This window comes from uncultured Pontibacter sp. (assembly GCF_947499215.1).
Lineage (GTDB): Bacteria > Bacteroidota > Bacteroidia > Cytophagales > Hymenobacteraceae > Pontibacter.
Window position 1 is genome coordinate 792,358 of sequence record NZ_CANMNI010000001.1, and the last position, 17,422, is coordinate 809,779.

Annotated in this window: 13 protein-coding genes; 7 read left to right on the top strand and 6 right to left on the bottom strand. The window is 49.7% G+C overall.

All coding sequences use genetic code 11. From position 1 onward, the window contains the following. Positions 1 to 43 precede the first annotated feature (43 nt). The 3 genes from Q1A04_RS03490 to Q1A04_RS03500 form a co-directional block, all read right to left on the bottom strand. A complete protein-coding gene (locus Q1A04_RS03490; protein WP_299701254.1) occupies positions 44 to 2,473 on the bottom strand; it encodes a TonB-dependent receptor in 2,430 nt (809 codons plus the stop codon). Positions 2,474 to 2,663: 190 nt separating this feature from the next. After that, positions 2,664 to 3,410: a DUF72 domain-containing protein gene (locus tag Q1A04_RS03495; protein WP_299701257.1), complete on the bottom strand. Its 747-nt coding sequence runs from the start codon at positions 3,408 to 3,410 to the stop codon at positions 2,664 to 2,666. Between the two features lie 27 nt (positions 3,411 to 3,437). Further along, positions 3,438 to 4,916: a trypsin-like peptidase domain-containing protein gene (locus Q1A04_RS03500; RefSeq protein WP_299701259.1), complete on the bottom strand. Its 1,479-nt coding sequence runs from the start codon at positions 4,914 to 4,916 to the stop codon at positions 3,438 to 3,440. Between the two features lie 253 nt (positions 4,917 to 5,169). Here Q1A04_RS03500 and Q1A04_RS03505 point away from each other — a divergent pair, with 253 nt between their 5' ends. From Q1A04_RS03505 to Q1A04_RS03525, 5 genes are all read left to right on the top strand, one after another. After that, positions 5,170 to 6,582: an amino acid permease gene (locus tag Q1A04_RS03505; RefSeq protein ID WP_299701261.1), complete on the top strand. Its 1,413-nt coding sequence runs from the start codon at positions 5,170 to 5,172 to the stop codon at positions 6,580 to 6,582. A gap of 182 nt (positions 6,583 to 6,764) precedes the next feature. After that, a complete protein-coding gene (locus Q1A04_RS03510) occupies positions 6,765 to 7,331 on the top strand; it encodes a methyltransferase domain-containing protein (RefSeq protein WP_299701263.1) in 567 nt (188 codons plus the stop codon). 218 nt (positions 7,332 to 7,549) lie between these two features. Next, on the top strand, positions 7,550 to 7,951 hold the full coding sequence (locus Q1A04_RS03515; RefSeq protein ID WP_299701265.1) for a hypothetical protein: 402 nt from the start codon (positions 7,550 to 7,552) through the stop codon (positions 7,949 to 7,951). Between the two features lie 98 nt (positions 7,952 to 8,049). Then, positions 8,050 to 9,492, top strand: a complete 1,443-nt coding sequence (locus tag Q1A04_RS03520) for a M14 metallopeptidase family protein (RefSeq protein ID WP_299701266.1) — start codon at positions 8,050 to 8,052, stop codon at positions 9,490 to 9,492. 89 nt (positions 9,493 to 9,581) lie between these two features. Beyond that, the gene (locus tag Q1A04_RS03525; RefSeq protein WP_299701269.1) at positions 9,582 to 10,814 is read left to right on the top strand and encodes a nucleoside recognition domain-containing protein; all 1,233 of its coding nucleotides are present in this window, start codon (positions 9,582 to 9,584) and stop codon (positions 10,812 to 10,814) included. Positions 10,815 to 10,944: 130 nt separating this feature from the next. Here Q1A04_RS03525 and Q1A04_RS03530 read toward each other — a convergent pair whose 3' ends face one another. From Q1A04_RS03530 to Q1A04_RS03540, 3 genes are all read right to left on the bottom strand, one after another. Beyond that, entirely contained in the window at positions 10,945 to 13,107 is a 2,163-nt protein-coding gene (locus tag Q1A04_RS03530; RefSeq protein ID WP_299701271.1) for a T9SS type A sorting domain-containing protein, read from the bottom strand. Positions 13,108 to 13,344: 237 nt separating this feature from the next. Further along, positions 13,345 to 13,803: a nuclear transport factor 2 family protein gene (locus Q1A04_RS03535; protein ID WP_299701273.1), complete on the bottom strand. Its 459-nt coding sequence runs from the start codon at positions 13,801 to 13,803 to the stop codon at positions 13,345 to 13,347. A gap of 115 nt (positions 13,804 to 13,918) precedes the next feature. Further along, positions 13,919 to 14,491: a hypothetical protein gene (locus Q1A04_RS03540; RefSeq protein ID WP_299701275.1), complete on the bottom strand. Its 573-nt coding sequence runs from the start codon at positions 14,489 to 14,491 to the stop codon at positions 13,919 to 13,921. Between the two features lie 299 nt (positions 14,492 to 14,790). On the opposite strand from Q1A04_RS03540, the gene Q1A04_RS03545 reads away from it, so the two are divergent. Continuing rightward, positions 14,791 to 16,338 carry an amidohydrolase family protein gene (locus Q1A04_RS03545; RefSeq protein WP_299701278.1) on the top strand — a complete coding sequence of 516 codons (1,548 nt, stop codon included), beginning with the start codon at positions 14,791 to 14,793 and terminating at the stop codon, positions 16,336 to 16,338. A 274-nt stretch (positions 16,339 to 16,612) separates the two neighbouring features. Next, positions 16,613 to 17,407 carry a polysaccharide biosynthesis/export family protein gene (locus Q1A04_RS03550; protein WP_299701281.1) on the top strand — a complete coding sequence of 265 codons (795 nt, stop codon included), beginning with the start codon at positions 16,613 to 16,615 and terminating at the stop codon, positions 17,405 to 17,407. Positions 17,408 to 17,422: the final 15 nt, after the last annotated feature.

Sequence of the window (17,422 nt, forward strand, 5' to 3'; positions counted from 1 at the left end):
TGTTTTTCAGATATCCAAACGGTGACTTTCATCACAAAATCTTCTAAAACTCAACTATAAAACCGAGTGTGGGTACAAGGTTACCGTCGTCGTTCTTCAGCACTACAGGTATGGCGTTACTCCCATCAGTACGCAGCGGAGCGCTATCGGTAGTGGCAAAGCCGGTATTGTCCTCGTTGCGCTGGAAGGTATAGCGGTCGTAGCCCGGGGTGCGACTGGCCAGCACATTGGCCACATCTAAGAACAAATCCAGGGTAATGCGGCTGAAATTCCACTTTTTGTCGATGCGCACATCCAATTGGCTAAAAGGCCTGAGTCGCTCTGTGTTGAGTTGGGTGAAATCCAAAATACCCACGCCCAGCGTAGCATAGTTGCGCTGCGATGCCTCCAAATCGAATGGCGTAGTGGGTGCACCACCGGCATAGCGGTACTTGGCTCCGAACTCCCAGTTGCGCGGCAGTTTCTTGCCCAGCAGCCCCGATACCAAATGGCGGTAGTCCCAAGCGCTGGAAACATAGCGCCCGTCCGTTCCCGCAAACTCACTTACCACATAGGTATAGGAGAGCACCGAAAACACTGTACCCGTCAGTTTTTTCTGAAGGTAAAACTCCGCTCCGTAGGCTCTTCCTTTGCCTGAGGTACTCACCGCCTCGTTCCCGATGGATCCAAAGTCACCGCCTTGGTTTGCCAGCGAAATGCCGTCACGCAGCGACACCGGGTAGTTGCTGTAGTCCTTGTAAAAGCCCTCCAGCGTGAAGCGTAGATCCTGACGAGGCAAGAACTCCGTGCCCAGCACATAATGGATAGAGCGGATATAGTCGGCAGAACGGTTCAAAAACTGGTTGTTTTCCTGATAGCCCAGCACGGTATAAGTAGGCAATTTGTAATACGTACCCCACGAGCCGTTAATGGTCCATTTATCAGTGAGAAAGTAAGAAGCTGACAGGCGCGGCGACAGTGCTCTAAGCGGATTGCGCCCCTCGTCGGTAAAAGTGTTCATGTCGGTGCGCAAGCCAAAGGACAGTCCCAACCGGTTGTTGAGCACCGTACGCGATACCTGCCCGAAAGCGCCGTAGCGGAAAAAGTCCAGATCGGTGTCGTAATTCACGGTCACGGCTGGTTGCACCAAATTTCCGCTTTCGTCGCGCACTTCATTGCGGATCAAACTGAAGATGTCGTTGGTAAACTGCACATACTGACCCGAAAGGCCGTAAGCGTACTTAAACCCGTTGCGGTACTTGTTCACATCGAGGCGCAGCTTGTTCTCTGTTTCCCGTGAGCTCGATTTTAGGGTGAGTTGAGAAGCTTCGCCCTCTCCTGCCGCCTCCGATTTCTCCAAGTCGATATCAAAAGCGTTCCGACTCAACGCCAAGTTCACATAGCCATCGTTTACGAGTCGTTTCATGGATACGCCCGTGGTGTAGTTCCACTGGTTGTTGGTAGGTATGGAGCGCAGAATATACTCGCTCTCGGGCGTGCTGTTGCGCGGCACCCCAAACGCAAATTCATCAATGGCGCCTACGCCGATAAAAGAAAGGGATGTTTTGTTGTCGATTTTGTGATCTACTTTGTACTGAAAGTCCCAGTAATTGGGGCGAATGGGTAAGTCAAGTAGCTTGAACAAAAACTGAAGATAGCTGCGTCGCGCTGACACCAAGTAGGTGGTTTTAGAGGACAGCGGGCCTTCTAGCGTAGTGGCGAACTCGGAACCGCTCAGGCGCACATTGCCCGAAAAGCGCTCCGGGTTGCCATAGCGCTGCCTGAATTCAAACACTGATGCCAGGGCGTTGTCGTAGCGGGCATCAAAGGCGGAAGAACTCACTTTCAGATCCTCGATAAAAGACACATTGAGTATACCGGTAGCCCCGCCTGCGCTACCCTGCGTGGTAAAGTGGTTGATGAGCGGAATCTCGATGCCATCCAGATAGTACACATTCTCGCTCGGCGCCCCACCCCGGATGATCAGGTCGTTGCGCCCGCCTCCACCCGCTCCGTTGGTGGCCACTCCCGGCAGCACCTGTACTACTTTCGAAATATCAAAATTACCGCCCGGGTTGCTGCGAATTTCCTCGGTGCTCAGGCTCTGCACCGACAGTGGCGTCACGATATCGGCCACGGCGGCACTCTGCCGGCGACGGGCCACCACTTCCACCTCCCCCAACTGACTAGTGCTCGGTACCAGCTCGAAATTGATGATCTGTGCGTTGCCTGATGTGACGTTTATGTTGAACTTACTCTGTGGCTGATACCCGATATAAGAACCCTGCAAGGTATAGCTCCCCAACGGGATATTCTCCAAGCGGTAAGTGCCTTGGGCATCGCTCACCGTACCCAACTGCGTGCCGACCAGCTGTACTGATACTCCAATCAGGGCCTCCTGCGTGTTTCTGTCGCGTACCGTGCCGGTAATGACGCCAGTCTGGGCAGACACCAAAAGCGGAAAAAAGAAGAGTAGTGTAAAAAGCAGTCTCATGGCCAAAAGCTTGTTTATTGCTGCGTGTAATACACCCATCGCCTTAAAATGTTTAGAAAACACTATATATTTTTAAGCTCCAAGTTACCAAGCATTTACAAAAGCAAATAACTGGTTAATGTTTAGACACTTATACAACCGCGCCTCTCTCCCCTTCCCTCAAAAATTACCGACAATAGCTCAGCTTATTTCACAACTCTTGTACATACTGCCTGAGTTTATCAGCGTCAGTCACCGCGTTCCCCATAATGGTGTTGTTGAAAAATACCCATACCTCTTTGCCGTCCTCCAGCCAGTCTTTCACCATGTAGGCGTAGCGCTCCAGCTTTTCGTCGGAGTAGGCGGAGGAGTACATTTTCTCGTCGCCGTGCAGGCGCAGGTAGGCAGTGTCTGTGGTGGTGACTTCGATACCCGGAAAACGTTTGCCAGCGCTGGCGATCACGGTCGTAATCTCATACTCCCGCATCAGGTCCAGCGCCTCATCGGTGAACCAACTCACATGCCGCGCCTCCAGAGCAAACACTTGCGCAGGGTATAGCTCCCGCAAGGTATGGAAGAAGTCTCCGGCTATACCTTTGTCGAAGCGGAAGCTGCCCGCTATTTGCACCAGTACCGGCCCCAGCCGCTCGCCCATGAGCAGGTAGCGCGACATGAACTTTTGCAGCGGCTCCTCTATATCCTGAAACTTGCGCTTATGTGTGATCTCTTGGTTGAGCTTAGGAGCGAATTTAAAATGTTCTGCCGTTTCCGCCAGCCACTTCTCTATGGTTTTGGCCATTGTAAAGTGGTAAAAACTGCTGTTGATCTCCGTGCAATTGAAGCGGGTGGCATAGTAACTCAGGCGGTCAGCCGACTTCAGGTCGGGTGGGTACAGCACTTCAGGCCAGCGATAGCTCCAGCCGGAAGTGCCTATGTGTAGTTTCGGATTATCTATCATCAGCCCTGATACGGATTATTAACTGGATTAGGCACCCAGCGGGAAGTTGAATACGAAGGCAGTGCCATCGGGTGTGATGCCATCCAAGCGCACCATGCCCCTGCTGGAAGCCGCCAGCGCTTTACTGATATCGGCTAAGCTACTCACGGCCCTTCCGTTCACGCGCGCTATCACGGAGCCTTCCGGTATACCTGCCGTGGCAAAAAAACCATCGGGGTGGACTTTGGTCACGTATACCCCCTCACCCAAACCGTAGCGTTCTTTCATGCGGTCCGTCAGTGGGGCAAAGTTAGCCCCCAGTCTTGCCTCCAGCCCTTTGGCTGCCATATCAGAAGCGCTCTCCTCTTCCTCGCCTTGCAACGTTACAGTAGCCTTGCGCTGCTTGCCGTCACGCAGCAGGGCCAGTTCCACTTTATCGCCGGGGTAATAGCGGGCAATGCGCTCTGAGAGCTCTGCTGATGTGTTCACTTCAACACCATCAATTCCCTGTATGATGTCACCTTCTTTTAGACCGGCTTTCTCGGCGCCACTGCCCGACTGTACTCCCATGATATAAACACCGCTCACCTCACCCGGATCGATGCCGCGCGCCCGCAGCATCTGGTCTTCCACAGCCGGTACCGGGAAGTTCACGCCCAAAAAACCACGAAGAACCCGGCCATGCTTCCGGATGTCGCCTACCACTTTCTGCATCAGGTTAACAGGTATAGCAAAGCCATAGCCGGCATAGCTGCCCGTTTGGGAGGCAATGGCCGTGTTAATGCCGATCAGCTGTCCCGAAGTATTTACTAAGGCACCACCCGAGTTGCCGGGGTTAATGGCGGCATCTGTTTGAATGAAAGACTCGATGGCGGTATTGGCCACCTGCGCCGGATCGACGTACCCGCCCTGTCCGGGTCGGTTTAGGATGCCGATGCTTCTGCCTTTGGCACTAACGATTCCGGCTGTTACCGTGGAGTTAAGCGAGAGCGGATAGCCCACAGCCAGCACCCACTCTCCGACCTGCACCTTGTCCGAGTCACCAAGCGGCACCACCGGCAGGTCACGGCCCTCTACTTTCAGCAGGGCCAAATCGGTGCTCGGGTCTGTTCCAATTAGTTTGGCCTCGAAAGTGCGGCGGTCTGGCAGGACCACTTCTATGCCCGAGGCCCGGTCGATTACGTGGTTGTTGGTAACAATATAACCATCTTTTGAAATGAGTACGCCTGAACCTGAGCCCCGAGCCGGGGTGGATTGCTGCGGGATGCCGAACAGTTCATAAATAGGATTACGGCCAGTTTGCGTAGCGGTGTACAATGTTTTGATGTGCACTACAGCCGGGGTTACGTTGGCAGCGGCCGGTATAAAATCAGGGTTGCCAACCGACGATGCTACTGGTATAGCCGAAGAATTGGTATTGTTGAAGTTCCCGTCTTGTTGCGGGCTGCCTTCGAAGAGTTTATACCCTGCGATGGCGAGCACGGCAGAGAGAATGGCTATTAAAAAGGTACCGACAGCTTTTCCCATAAAATTCGATGTCTTACCACTTGCTTTACCGATAATTACACGACCGGGTTGGCTGAAAAGCGGATTTGAGTTCATAACGGCTGACTTTAAGATTGTTTAAAACCTTTTGCACGGGCTATACCTAATTCTAGTCGAGTATGCTCTGTTTATACTGTCTAGTCCTCAAAAAAGCGCATAGTTTATGACTTAAATCCTGTCGCTGTTCGTAAACAGTGGGTCAGAGACCATTAAGCCTACACTTAGCTACAGACCTATGAGTAACTTGAACGAAGACTACCCTGCGGCAGACGCGACCATGGCGACAACACAAACCACAGCCCCAGCCGAAGAAAAGCCGAAGGCTGAGCCTCGACCCGCCTTGAGTATGTTCGATGCCATCGCTGTGATTGTGGGTGTGGTAGTGGGTGCCGGCATTTTCCGAACACCTTCGCTTGTAGCTGCCAACGTCGAAAGCGGCACGATGTTCCTGACCACTTGGGTGCTGGGCGGTCTGGTTTCTCTGATCGGAGCACTCTGCTATGCTGAGCTCACCACCACCTTTCCGCATGCCGGGGGCGACTATCACTTTCTCACGAGGGCTTTCGGTAAAAAATTGGCATTTTTGTTTGCTTGGGCGCGTATGAGCGTCATCCAGACCGGCTCCATCGCCTTGCTGTCCTTTATCATCGGCGACTACATGGCCCAGATCTACAGCATCGGCGAGCTATCGTCGGTCATCTATGCGGCGCTGGTTGTGGTGTTGCTCACGGCCATCAACATTGTGGGCGTCAGTTTCGGCACAGGTGTGCAGCGGTTTTTAATTATACTGGAGGTACTGGGGATACTTTTTGTGCTGGGTGCGGCTTTTCTTTTTACGCCCAACGAGGCTGCGGCAGTGAGTAATTCAGGTTCAGGCAACGGCACCTCTATGGGACTGGCCATGGTATTTGTGCTGCTCACCTTCGGTGGTTGGAACGAGGCCGCCTACATCTCAGCAGAACTCAAGAGCGGCCGTCGGGGCATGGCCACCGCTCTGATTGCCAGCATAGCCGTTATTACCTTGATCTATCTGCTTATCAACATGGCTTACCTCCATGTATTAGGCTTGAAAGGGATGGCCGCCTCCGATGCTGTTGCCGCTGACCTCGTGCGGGTAACACTTGGTAATACAGGGATGGTCCTGATCGGCATCATTGTGACACTCGCCGCCCTCACCTCGGCCAATGCCACTATTCTCACCGGTGCACGCACCAATTACGCCCTCGGCCGTGACTTCCCGGTTTTTAGCTTCTTGGGCCAGTGGAACACCAAGGCATCCTCTCCGGTGAATGCCTATGTGGTGCAGGGTGTGGTCTCGCTCGCGCTGGTTGGCTTGGCGTTGTTCACCCGCAATGGTTTTGAGACCATGGTGGAGTACACGGCGCCGGTTTTCTGGTTCTTCCTGCTACTGGTAGGTATAGCCTTATTTGTGCTGCGCCGTAAAGAGCCGGAGCGTCCACGACCTTTTAAGGTACCGCTTTATCCCGTTCTGCCCTTTATTTTCTGCCTTACTAGCGCCTACCTGTTTTACTCTAGCCTGATGTATACTGGGTTGGGAGCCTTGGTAGGTATAGGCGTGCTGGTGGTAGGTGTGCTCGTGCTGCTGGCACTTCCTACTATCGAAAAGAGCATGAAAAGCAGGACTTAATGGAGTGAGATACTCGTCAAGTCCTATAAAATTATTTGCAAAATGCTAAAAATGCCAACTGAAGCCTAGACTGGTACGTAAAAACAGGCTACGTGCATGCTTCAGCCGACTGAAAACAATCAACAAGATATCAGCTCCCCTTATACTTAATTTAAACTGAATATTAACTTAAAGAAAAGAAGATGAGATCAATCAGACATTCGTTATGCACCATGGTGCTGACACTTTTCGCTACGGCGGCATTCGCCCAAACCACAACCACGGCCCCAAAACTGGATGTACCTTATGTCCCTACCCCACAGGCTGTAGTCGACGCCATGCTTAAGCTAGCAAACGTATCGAGTGACGACGTGGTGTATGATTTGGGTTGTGGCGACGGCCGCATTGTGATTACGGCGGCCAAGGAGCACGGTGCCACTGGCACTGGCTTCGATATAAACCCGGAGCGGATAAAAGAGGCCAACGCCAATGCAAAGGAAGCTGGTGTAACTGACAAGGTGAAGTTTGTGGAACAGAATCTGTTTAAAGTTGACTACCGACCTGCCTCTGTGGTAACGCTCTACCTATTGCCGAACGTGAACATGAAGCTTCGTCCGGTGCTGCTGGAGCAGTTGAAGCCGGGTACCCGCATCGTGTCGCACGCCTTCGACATGGGCGATTGGGAACCAGAGGAGACGATGGTGGTTGATGGATCAACCATTTATCTGTGGACAGTTCCGGAAGACAAAAAGATTGGCAAAAGCCGCTAGATTGAGCTATACCTATAAAACAAAACCCTGCCTCTACAGAAGAAGCAGGGTTTTCTTTTGCTTTGTAAAAGCACCATTGGCTTGGATTCTATGCTGCAGGCAGCAGCCGGTAAAAACAGGAGCAGTCATCTGTTTTGATAATTAAATCCCTATATTTACAGCTGACACCAACTACAATCTTTGAAATGTATACAGGATTACAGCATCTACACTCTTTTATGACCTATCTGGTACTGCTAGGTCTTGTTATCAGCATCATCTTTGCCTTTATGGGCATGTCCGGCAACAAACCTTTCACGGACAAAGACAGAAAAATGGGTTTGCTGGGTCTCATTCCAGCACACTTGCAGTGGGTGATCGGTGTGATCCTATACTTTGTGTCGCCTTTAGGAATTAGTAATGCGACAGAAGGTTTCATGAAGGATTCTACCTCTAGGTTGTACATACTAGAGCACCCGCTTACCATGATTATCGCGGTGGTGCTGATTACAGTGGGTTATGCCCGTGCCAAGCGCCTGCAGGACGACAAGAAACGTTTCAGCAGCATTGCCATTTTCTATACCATCGCCCTGATACTGATTCTGATCCGCATTCCGTGGAATGCATGGCCGGGAAACTAAGCTACCGACCGGTATAGCCCCACAGGGCAGTGCCTCCCCTTTCAGGTATAGCCCTGAAGCGGGAGGCATTCTTTTTTATGAAAGCATATTGAAGCGCTATGAGTAAAACAGACCAAACCTCGAAGCAAGAGATCAAACAGGTGGGCCAGCAGGTATACGCGGCACATAAAAGGTATAAAGAGCAGGCCTTGCGACACCGTCGCTTCCGTCATCAGCACATTGTGCCTTTAATCGAAAAGCTGCAGGACAATCCGCTTTTTGACGTACAAGTGGCTGGCCACTCAGTACAGGGTCGCGCTATCTACCTTATAAAAGCCGGCAGCGGCAAAACCAAGGTCATGCTTTGGTCGCAGATGCACGGCGACGAGCCCACCGCTACCATGGCCGTGTTCGATTTGCTGAACTTCCTGAGCGTGTCGGATGAGCTTGACCCGATTCGGCGGCAGTTGCTGGAGCACCTGACACTCTATTTCGTGCCGATGCTGAACCCAGACGGAGCCGAGATGTATACCCGACGAAACGCATTGGGTATAGACATGAACCGCGATGCCCTGCGCCTGCAGAGTCCAGAGTCGGTGCTGCTAAAGCAGCTGCGGGACGACTTGGAGCCGACCTTCGGCTTTAACCTGCACGACCAAAGCCGTTACTATACCGCTGGCTATACGGCACTCCCGGCCACCATCTCTTTTCTGGCGCCCGCCTACGACTACGCCCGCAACATCAATTCGGTGCGGGACCGGGCTATGCGCACCATCGCGGGTATGGACAGCGTATTGCAGCAGTTTATTCCCGGTCAGGTGGCCAAATTTAACGACGAGCACGAGCCTAGGGCCTTTGGAGACAACATACAGAAATGGGGCACCAGCGTGATCTTAGTAGAGTCTGGGGGCCAGCATGGCGATCCGGAGAAGCAGCATATACGTCAGCTTAACTTTACTACCATTATCGCCGGTCTATACCTCATTGCAAAAGAAGATTATAGAGCCTTTGCGCTGGAGGATTACAATTTTATACCTGAGAATCAGCGCCACCTCTACGACTTAGTGATACGCCATGCACGCTACGCTGAAAACGGCAGGGAAACACTGTTGGACATCGGAATTAATCGGCTGGAAGTGGATGCGCCCAACCACATGGGCTTTTACCACAGCAGCGCCGTGGAAGAGCTTGGCGACATGAGCGTTTTCCACGGCTACGAGGAGCTCGACGCCACCGGCTTGCAGCTGGTGCCGGGCAAGGTATACGACCAAGCCTTGGAGCGTATGGACGAGTTAACACCCGCACTGGGTACCGAGCTGCTTAAGCAGGGCTATACCACGATTAGAGTACGTCACCTGCCCGGCGTGCTCCCCGACCCTAGCTCCCTCCCACTCAATGTGACAGGCATGGAAAGCATCGTTAACCACCAACTGACACTCGATGAACCGGCTAACTTCATCTTGCAGGATGACAGCGGCCATGCCAAATACGCCATTCTGAACGGATTTGTATACGACTTGCAAGGCAACCGGCCGGAGCTCTTCCATGGACTGCTGCATTAAGCCGAAAACTTAATTTTGTCATTCAAATCCTACCCGGTTTTGGAATCAGTTTGTAACTTACAGACTGATTCCAGACCAACCTTAGCTTCATGGTATTAAATTATCTTTGGGCGGCTTTCTTCCTGATCGCCTTTGCCATTGCCTTGTTCCAGCTCATCGTTTTCCGCGATGTGGAGATTTTCCAGAAACTCGTCGCCAGTACCTTCGACAACGCCAAACTAGGCTTTGAGATTTCCCTCGGCCTCACCGGGGTGATGACGCTCTGGCTGGGTTTGATGAAGGTGGGCGAACGGGGCGGGATCATCGCTATTTTCTCCCGCTTGGTGGCGCCTTTTTTCAACCGGCTCTTTCCGGAGATTCCGAAAAACCATCCAGTGTTTGGCTCTATTTTGATGAACTTCTCGGCCAACATGCTGGGGCTGGACAACGCCGCCACGCCACTTGGCCTTAAAGCCATGAAGGAGATGCAGGAGCTCAACCCGATAAAAGACCGGGCCTCTAACGCCCAGATCATGTTCTTGGTACTGAACACCTCGGGCCTGACCATTATACCTGTCAGCATCATGGTGTTCCGGGCCCAGTTGGGTGCAGCCGACCCTTCGGATATATTTATCCCTATCCTGCTAGCTACCTTCTTTTCCACTATGGTGGGCTTGATCGCTGTGGCACTTTACCAGCGCATTAATCTTTTCAACCCCGTTATAATGGCCTACATCGGCACACTGTTGTTGCTGATCGTGGGGCTTATTTACTACTTCAGCACCATCTCACAGGAAGAAGTAAGCGTGATATCGCAGGTGGCCAGCAACGTGATCCTGTTTTCGATCATCGTCTCGTTTGTGGGGCTAGCCCTCATCCGTAAGGTGAATGTGTACGAGGCTTTTATCGAGGGCGCAAAAGAAGGCTTTTCAGTGGCCATTACCATTATACCTTATCTCGTGGCAATACTGGTGGCCATCGGGGTATTCCGCACTTCGGGCGCCTTGGATATGATCGTGGACAGCATCGGGTACCTGATTGCCCTGACCGGGGTGAATACGGACTTTGTGCCGGCCCTGCCGGTCGCCTTCATGAAACCCCTAAGCGGCAGCGGCGCCCGCGGCCTGATGGTGGAGGCCATGAACACCTATGGCGTGGATTCCTTTGTAGGTCGCATGGCCTCGGCCTTCCAAGGCTCCACCGAGACGACCTTCTACATTCTAGCGGTATACTTTGGTTCGGTGGGTATAAAACGATCGAGGTATGCTCTCACCTGCGGCTTGCTCGCCGACTTGGCCGGTGCGATTGCCGCTATATTTATTGCGTATCTGTTTTTCCATTGATTCAAAAGCACCGCACTAACCGGTTCGCTATTTCCTAAATAAAAATAAACCGCCCCTTTCCATCATGTAAACGGAAAGGGGCGGTTTGCTCTTCAGGAGCGGGTGTGCTACAATCTGCTCAAAACTTTAGCTACTTTTTCAGCACGAGTCGGGTAGTCTGTACATCGTTGGCGCTGATCAGGCGCAAGTAGTACACCCCTTCCCGTAGCTTTTCTGCCTGTATTGTTTTGTTCAGTAACTGTCCGGCCTTTGCCTTACCCTCTGCTACGACACCCAGCATTTCGCCATTGGCACTGTAAAGCTCCAGCCTGTAATTTCCCTGTATCGGAATAGAGAAAGTAATTTTGGCCCCGGTACTGAAAGGATTCGGATGCACCCGCAAGGCGGAAGCATGTGCAGGTGTATCGTTACATCTTCCCAGCTTATCGTCCCGGTGGTTTCGCAAATGGCTTTCGATTGCCGGTGCTGGCAGGCAAAGCTGCTGCCCGTTATGGCAGATTGCTATCTTCCCATTGCCGCAGCGCACATCTATGACCGTGATGGTAACCGTTGCGGTTGCGGAGCAACTGCCATTGTAAGCTGTTACGGTAAAAATATAGGTACCCGCCGAGGATGGCGTGAAGACGGGGTCCGCTATCGACGCATTGCTCAGGCCATCTGCCGGGCTCCAAGTATAAGTGGTCCCTCCAGTGGCAATCAATTGTACCTGCTGCGCACCGTAGCCTAGGTATATGGTACTGGAATCACCGCCTGTATAAACATCTGACAAAGTCCTCACAGCTATTGCGGGAGTTGGCGTTACACAGTCTGCTTCCGGACTGAGCTTGATAACCCAATAGTCACTACTGCCGCGTGAGGCCTCACTCTTGTCACCACTAATACCCGATGTAGACTCACCACCCAGTATGTATCCACCATCGCTCGTTTGCTGTAAAGACATCAGCCTGTCTGATCTGTTCCCCTCATATGCCCTGTCCCACAATTTATCACCAGTTCCATTTAGTTTCACCAGCCAATAACTGGGACTGCAAATGTTCTCCTCCTCATAATCGCAGAATGCATCGCTTCCTTCCGTCCTGTCACCACTTACGGGCGATGTGGAACTGCCCCCCAACAAATACCCTCCATCGCTTGTCTGAATGAGGTCATTTAACCTATCATGCTTCACGCCTCCTATCGTTTTTTCCCACTCAATACTACCTGTGGCATCTGTCTTTACAACCCAAAAATCCGGAGAGCAGATATCATCGTCGTACCTGTCACAACCGGCTCTGTTATTTTCTGACTTCTCACCGCTGGCGTTTGAGTATGAGTAACCTCCAAAAACATACCCTCCGTCACTGGTTTGTACAAGCGAAGTCAGGATATCCGTGCTGATCCCTCCCATTGTTTTTTCCCATTCTATCATCCCGTTGGCATCAGTCTTCACCACCCAGTAGTCAGATGGGCAGTCTCGAGTGACAAACTCATCACAAATGCCACGGTTGTCTTCCGATTTGTCTCCACTGGCGTTTGAGGTGGAGTGACCTCCAATGATATAGCCGCCGTCTTGTGTTTGCCGGACAACGTATAGCCGCTCCAGAAAATCTCCGCCGTATGTCTTGTCCCATACTTTATTACCAGCAGCATCTATTTTGATTATCCAATAGTCTGACCATCTGCTTGCTTCCGTTTTATCACCGCTTATATCTGACCAAGAGGATCCTCCCAATACATAGCCACCGTCTTCTGTTTGTTGCAGTGAGTAGAGAAAGTCCCTGCCCTCACCTCCATATGTGCGGTCCCATTCTTTATTGCCATTTGCATCTACTTTTACAATCCAATAGTCGGTGTCTCCCACATTAGCTTCCGTTTTGTCGCCACTTATACCTGACCAAGATGTTCCACCTAAAATATAACCCCCATCGGAGGTTTGCTGCAGCGAAGTCAGTTCGTCCTGATCACTTCCTCCAAAGGTTTTGTCCCATACCTTATTTCCTTCCGCATCAAGCTTTACAATCCAGTAATCAGCGGTGCGTAGGTTAAAAGGTTCGGTGACACCCCGGTTCGGCTCGCTTTTGTCTCCACTCACGCCCGACCTCGAAGTACCGCCAAGTATATAGCCCCCATCCACTGTCTGCTGCACTTCTGCGAAGGATTCTGTCTCCTCACCTCCATATGTTCTGTCCCATTCGATAGTTTGCGCCTGCAGTTGATAAGAAAAAATGAAAAGTAATGTCAGGCTTAACACCTGCTTGTAGCAGGCAGATAATTGACCTAGCGGGAAGGTCTGTTTAAAATAAAATGTTTTCATAATGTTTAAGTTTGAATGAGAAAAGAAGTATAGATAATAACTGGAGTTAAACTATATAATACCAGTGCAAATCAGAATATGTTTTGTCATAATATTGATTAAAAGTACACCTCTATTATATTCTTAGTGGACAGCAGCCTACCCCTTGCTAATCGATTTGGATACCCAGTAAATGAAAAGAGCCGCTTGCCTAAATAGACAAGCGGCTCTTTCACCCCAATTAAAGTTTTGTATTATTTAATTTCTGACAACCACCGGGTGGCCTTCCAATTGGGCATGACTCAGTTTCCAGTCACCATCCTCCCCCTTTTCCCAGAGGAGCATAAAGTTACCCTCTCCCAAGCCTCGCGGCTCACCGGGCGCTGCAGGTAGCACATCCACTGAGAAGGTACCGGCCTCATAGGCGAGCTTTGTATCAGTGTCAGAGCTAACTGGGTATAATTTTAAGTCAGCAATGGTACCCATAGTTTCTCGAACCCATTTATCAGATACTTCAGACTTACCTCTGTATACCACCTCTCCCTGAAGGAAATTCACATCGTCAGCCATCATCGAGATGACCTTATCAGAGTCCCTAGCGTTCCAAGCACCAATAAACTCTTGGTTTAGTGCCTGCACATTTACCGCGTCCCCCTCAGACTTCGAACACGAAGCCAGCAGGAAAATCGCAAATAGAGTATAAAGGAATGTTTTCATGATTTCTATCTTTTAATTGAAGACCACGCACAGTACGTACAAACTGAAGCGTGGGGTTTATGCTTCCCCACCCAGTAATGAACTGAGTGAGGAAAGCTACACTTACTCAAGCGGATTACCAGCTCTTTCTGCGAATCTCAGAGGTATGGTAAGGCTTGCTGCGGTCACCATAGTCTAGGTTTGGCAAGTAATTGGCGTAGACCATCTGCGGACTAGGACTGTTGTCAGCCGCATACATCATTGCCAAGGAGTTTGCTGCGGCAGTCTCAGCCGGAGTTGCCGCCACTAAACCTGTCTTAGGTGCAGGAGCTGCTTTGGCAGGCGTGTTTTTAGCTACTGTCGCTCTGTTTGCGGCTGCTCGATCTGCAGCGGCTGCACGCTGCGCGGCAGCGGCTCTTTCAGCGGCGGCTACTCTGGCAGCTTCTGCCTCACGCTCTTTCTGCTTATTGTCGATAACCTTACCAACACCGTAACCTACAGCACCACCGGCAACACCACCTACAACACCACCTACTACGCGGTTACGCTTATGGATAATGGCACCTGCAGCGGCACCAGTACCGGCACCGATCACGGCACCCTTAGCTTGTGGGCTCCAGCCAGTTCTTTTCTCCTGCGCTTCAGCCGATCCTGCAAAAGCAACTGATACCATCAGCGCCATGCTCATTATATAGCTTACCTTTTTCATGACTTTCATTTTTAAATTGAAAAAACATTAAACTCTTTCGGCATACCAATTACAAGTTGTGTGCCAGTCCAAAGAGAAAGCGAATACAAAAGGCTTATGAATAGATATTAAGCAGCTATTACACAACCTTTAGCAAAATCATAAATAATTGATTTAAAACAAATTGAACCATAAATCGGATTACTTCAGAAAGAAATAAGTACCTAAAAAAATATTTTAAGAAAAATTTCTTCTGAGGCCAAACAGTGCAATACACTGGATCTATCTTGCTTTTGCAGCTGAATAAATTATCTTTAAGTATGAAAATACCGCACGCTCTTTTCACTCGCTTCACAGCACTCATCCTGATGCTGATTCTTGGCTTCTCCTGCCAACGCATTCAAAAGGAAGCCTCTTATGATTTGCTCATTAAAAATGCGACTGTTGTTGATGGGACAGGCTCCGCACCTTACAAAGCGCATGTCCTAGTTAGTGGCGACACAATCGCTAAAATCGACCGGGATACAAGTGTTTCTTATGCGGCAAACAGCACTATTGATGCACAGGGCTTATACCTGACACCGGGCTTTATAGACACACATGCGCATGGTGATCCCCTCGAGACGCCTGAGTTCAGCAACTTCCTATCCATGGGTGTGACGACTATTTGCCTCGGCCAAGACGGTTTTAGTCCGGAGCGCGAAGACTTGGCGGAATGGATGCAGGAAGTGAATGATAAAAAACCGGGTGTTAACATAGCCATGTTTGCAGGGCACAACACCCTGCGTATGCTATCCGGCGTTCAATATGACTCGCTGCCATCTTCCGATGGCTTGGCTAAAATGGAGCAACTTCTAGTCAAGTCTTTCGAAGCCGGTTGCTTTGGTATGACAACCGGTTTGGAGTATAACCCGGGCTACTACGCCCGCAGTAATGAATTAAACAGACTGGCTAAAGTGGTTGGTGCTAAAGACGGTCTTATCATGAGCCACATGCGCAATGAGGACGATGCCTATGTAGAGAATTCGATCCGGGAGCTGCTCGCCCAAGGCGTATACTGTCCTGTGCATGTGTCGCATATTAAAGTAGTATATGGCAAAGGCGAGGAAAGAGCTAACCAAATACTTCAGCTTCTGGATTCTGCTAGGCGGCAAGGTATAAAAGTGACGGCCGATTTCTATCCTTATACCGCCAGCTATACTGGCATCGCCATCCTGTTCCCTGACTGGGCTAAAAAACCGCATGATTATAATAATGTCCTTCAAACTCGCCGCACAGAACTTGCCGAGTTTCTGAAGAACAAGATCATACAGCGAAATGGCCCTGAAGCTACGCTGATCGGCTCCGGACCTTACAAGGGAAAAACCCTGAAACAAGTAGCCGAAGAACTCAACAAGCCCTTCGAACTTGCCCTGATGGAGGACATCGGTCCTTATGGTGCTGATGGCGCTTACTTTATTATGGACGAATCCCTGCAGGAGGCTTTTCTGAAAGACCAGCATGTGATGGTTTGCAGTGATGGCAGTCCCTCCATGCGGCACCCCAGAAGTTTCGGAACCTTTGCTAGAGTGTTGGAAACCTATGTAGCTAAAAAACAGCTTCTCACGCTCGAAGAGGCCATTCACAAAATGACAGGTCTGTCAGCCCAAACAATAGGTATAAAGGACCGAGGGCTCATTCAAACTGGCTACAAGGCAGACCTCCTGCTTTTCAGATTGCAAGAAGTAAAAGAGAATGCCACTTACGAGAACCCGCTTCAGGAGGCCTCAGGGTTTAGCTATGTTATGGTGAATGGGATTGTAGTGAAAGAGGATGGGCAGTTAAACGGCGAAAGAGCAGGCCGCATGCTGCAAAAAAGAGTGCTATAGTTTCAATCTTCCTAGTTTTTAGCACAAGCTAAATTGTAAATAAATTGGCCTGATAATTATCATTTCGGTAATTATCAGGCCAATTTATTTACAATACTTATTATTTATATTATATCAATAAATTTTTTATATATAAAAAGTATAATAAATAATAATCATATAACAAATATGTGCCTGTATGAGTAACTCAGTCTACCATACACTCGTATTGTAATCAAATACGTTTTTATTTAATTATTCTTATTGCCAAATCTCACCCTTGCAATTTTAGACTATGAGGCCTTTATCTGTAAAGTATATATTTAGTTTATTAGCTTTTCTAACTTTATTTTCTGCTTGTACAGGTACAAGAGAAGCTGTTTACTTTAATAATATAGGTAATACAGAAATAGCTGGCAACCCTGAGGACTTAGAGCCTATCATCCAGTCTAATGACCTGCTAAACATTAGTATTAATAGCCTAAACCCAGCTGCATCTGAGCTATTCAATGTTTCTAGCCAAAGTTCCGCGCGTATTTCAAATTCTGCCGCAACTAGCACCATGTCCCCTGTAATTGGCTATTTAGTAGACCAAGATGGTTTTGTTCAGTTGCCTTTTTTAGGAAGAGTAAAAGCTGCGGGATCAACTAAAAAAGAGTTTCAGAATGTTATCAGGAATGAGTTGGTCAATAGGAAATTACTCGTCGATCCAATTGTAGATGTACGTTATCTCAATTACAAAGTCTCAGTACTAGGCGAAGTTGCCCGCCCTTCTGTTCTAACCATTCCAAATGAAAAAATAACACTCTTGGAAGCCCTCGGTCTCGCAGGTGACTTAACGATCTATGCTAGTAGAAATAATGTGCTGCTGATAAGGGAAGAAGACGGTAAAAAGAAACTTACCCGTATCGATCTTACATCGGATGAGATATTTAAATCACCATACTACTATCTAAGATCAAACGACATTATTTATGTCGAGCCAAATAAAACAAAGATTCAAAACGCAAGTCCAGCTAGGCAATGGTTGCCTGTCATATTCAGTGGCTTGACAGTTTTTGTGATTGCAATTGATCGACTGACAAGATAAACTCTAATTTATGAA

Coding starts and splice junctions, on each gene's coding strand:
- Q1A04_RS03510 (WP_299701263.1), top strand. CDS start 6,765: ATGAGATCAATCAGACATTCGTTATGCACCATGGTGCTGACACTTTTC.
- Q1A04_RS03545 (WP_299701278.1), top strand. CDS start 14,791: ATGAAAATACCGCACGCTCTTTTCACTCGCTTCACAGCACTCATCCTG.
- Q1A04_RS03550 (WP_299701281.1), top strand. CDS start 16,613: ATGAGGCCTTTATCTGTAAAGTATATATTTAGTTTATTAGCTTTTCTA.
- Q1A04_RS03500 (WP_299701259.1), bottom strand. CDS start 4,916: ATGGGAAAAGCTGTCGGTACCTTTTTAATAGCCATTCTCTCTGCCGTG.
- Q1A04_RS03490 (WP_299701254.1), bottom strand. CDS start 2,473: ATGAGACTGCTTTTTACACTACTCTTCTTTTTTCCGCTTTTGGTGTCT.
- Q1A04_RS03535 (WP_299701273.1), bottom strand. CDS start 13,803: ATGAAAACATTCCTTTATACTCTATTTGCGATTTTCCTGCTGGCTTCG.
- Q1A04_RS03525 (WP_299701269.1), top strand. CDS start 9,582: ATGGTATTAAATTATCTTTGGGCGGCTTTCTTCCTGATCGCCTTTGCC.
- Q1A04_RS03540 (WP_299701275.1), bottom strand. CDS start 14,491: ATGAAAAAGGTAAGCTATATAATGAGCATGGCGCTGATGGTATCAGTT.
- Q1A04_RS03530 (WP_299701271.1), bottom strand. CDS start 13,107: ATGAAAACATTTTATTTTAAACAGACCTTCCCGCTAGGTCAATTATCT.
- Q1A04_RS03515 (WP_299701265.1), top strand. CDS start 7,550: ATGACCTATCTGGTACTGCTAGGTCTTGTTATCAGCATCATCTTTGCC.
- Q1A04_RS03505 (WP_299701261.1), top strand. CDS start 5,170: ATGAGTAACTTGAACGAAGACTACCCTGCGGCAGACGCGACCATGGCG.
- Q1A04_RS03495 (WP_299701257.1), bottom strand. CDS start 3,410: ATGATAGATAATCCGAAACTACACATAGGCACTTCCGGCTGGAGCTAT.
- Q1A04_RS03520 (WP_299701266.1), top strand. CDS start 8,050: ATGAGTAAAACAGACCAAACCTCGAAGCAAGAGATCAAACAGGTGGGC.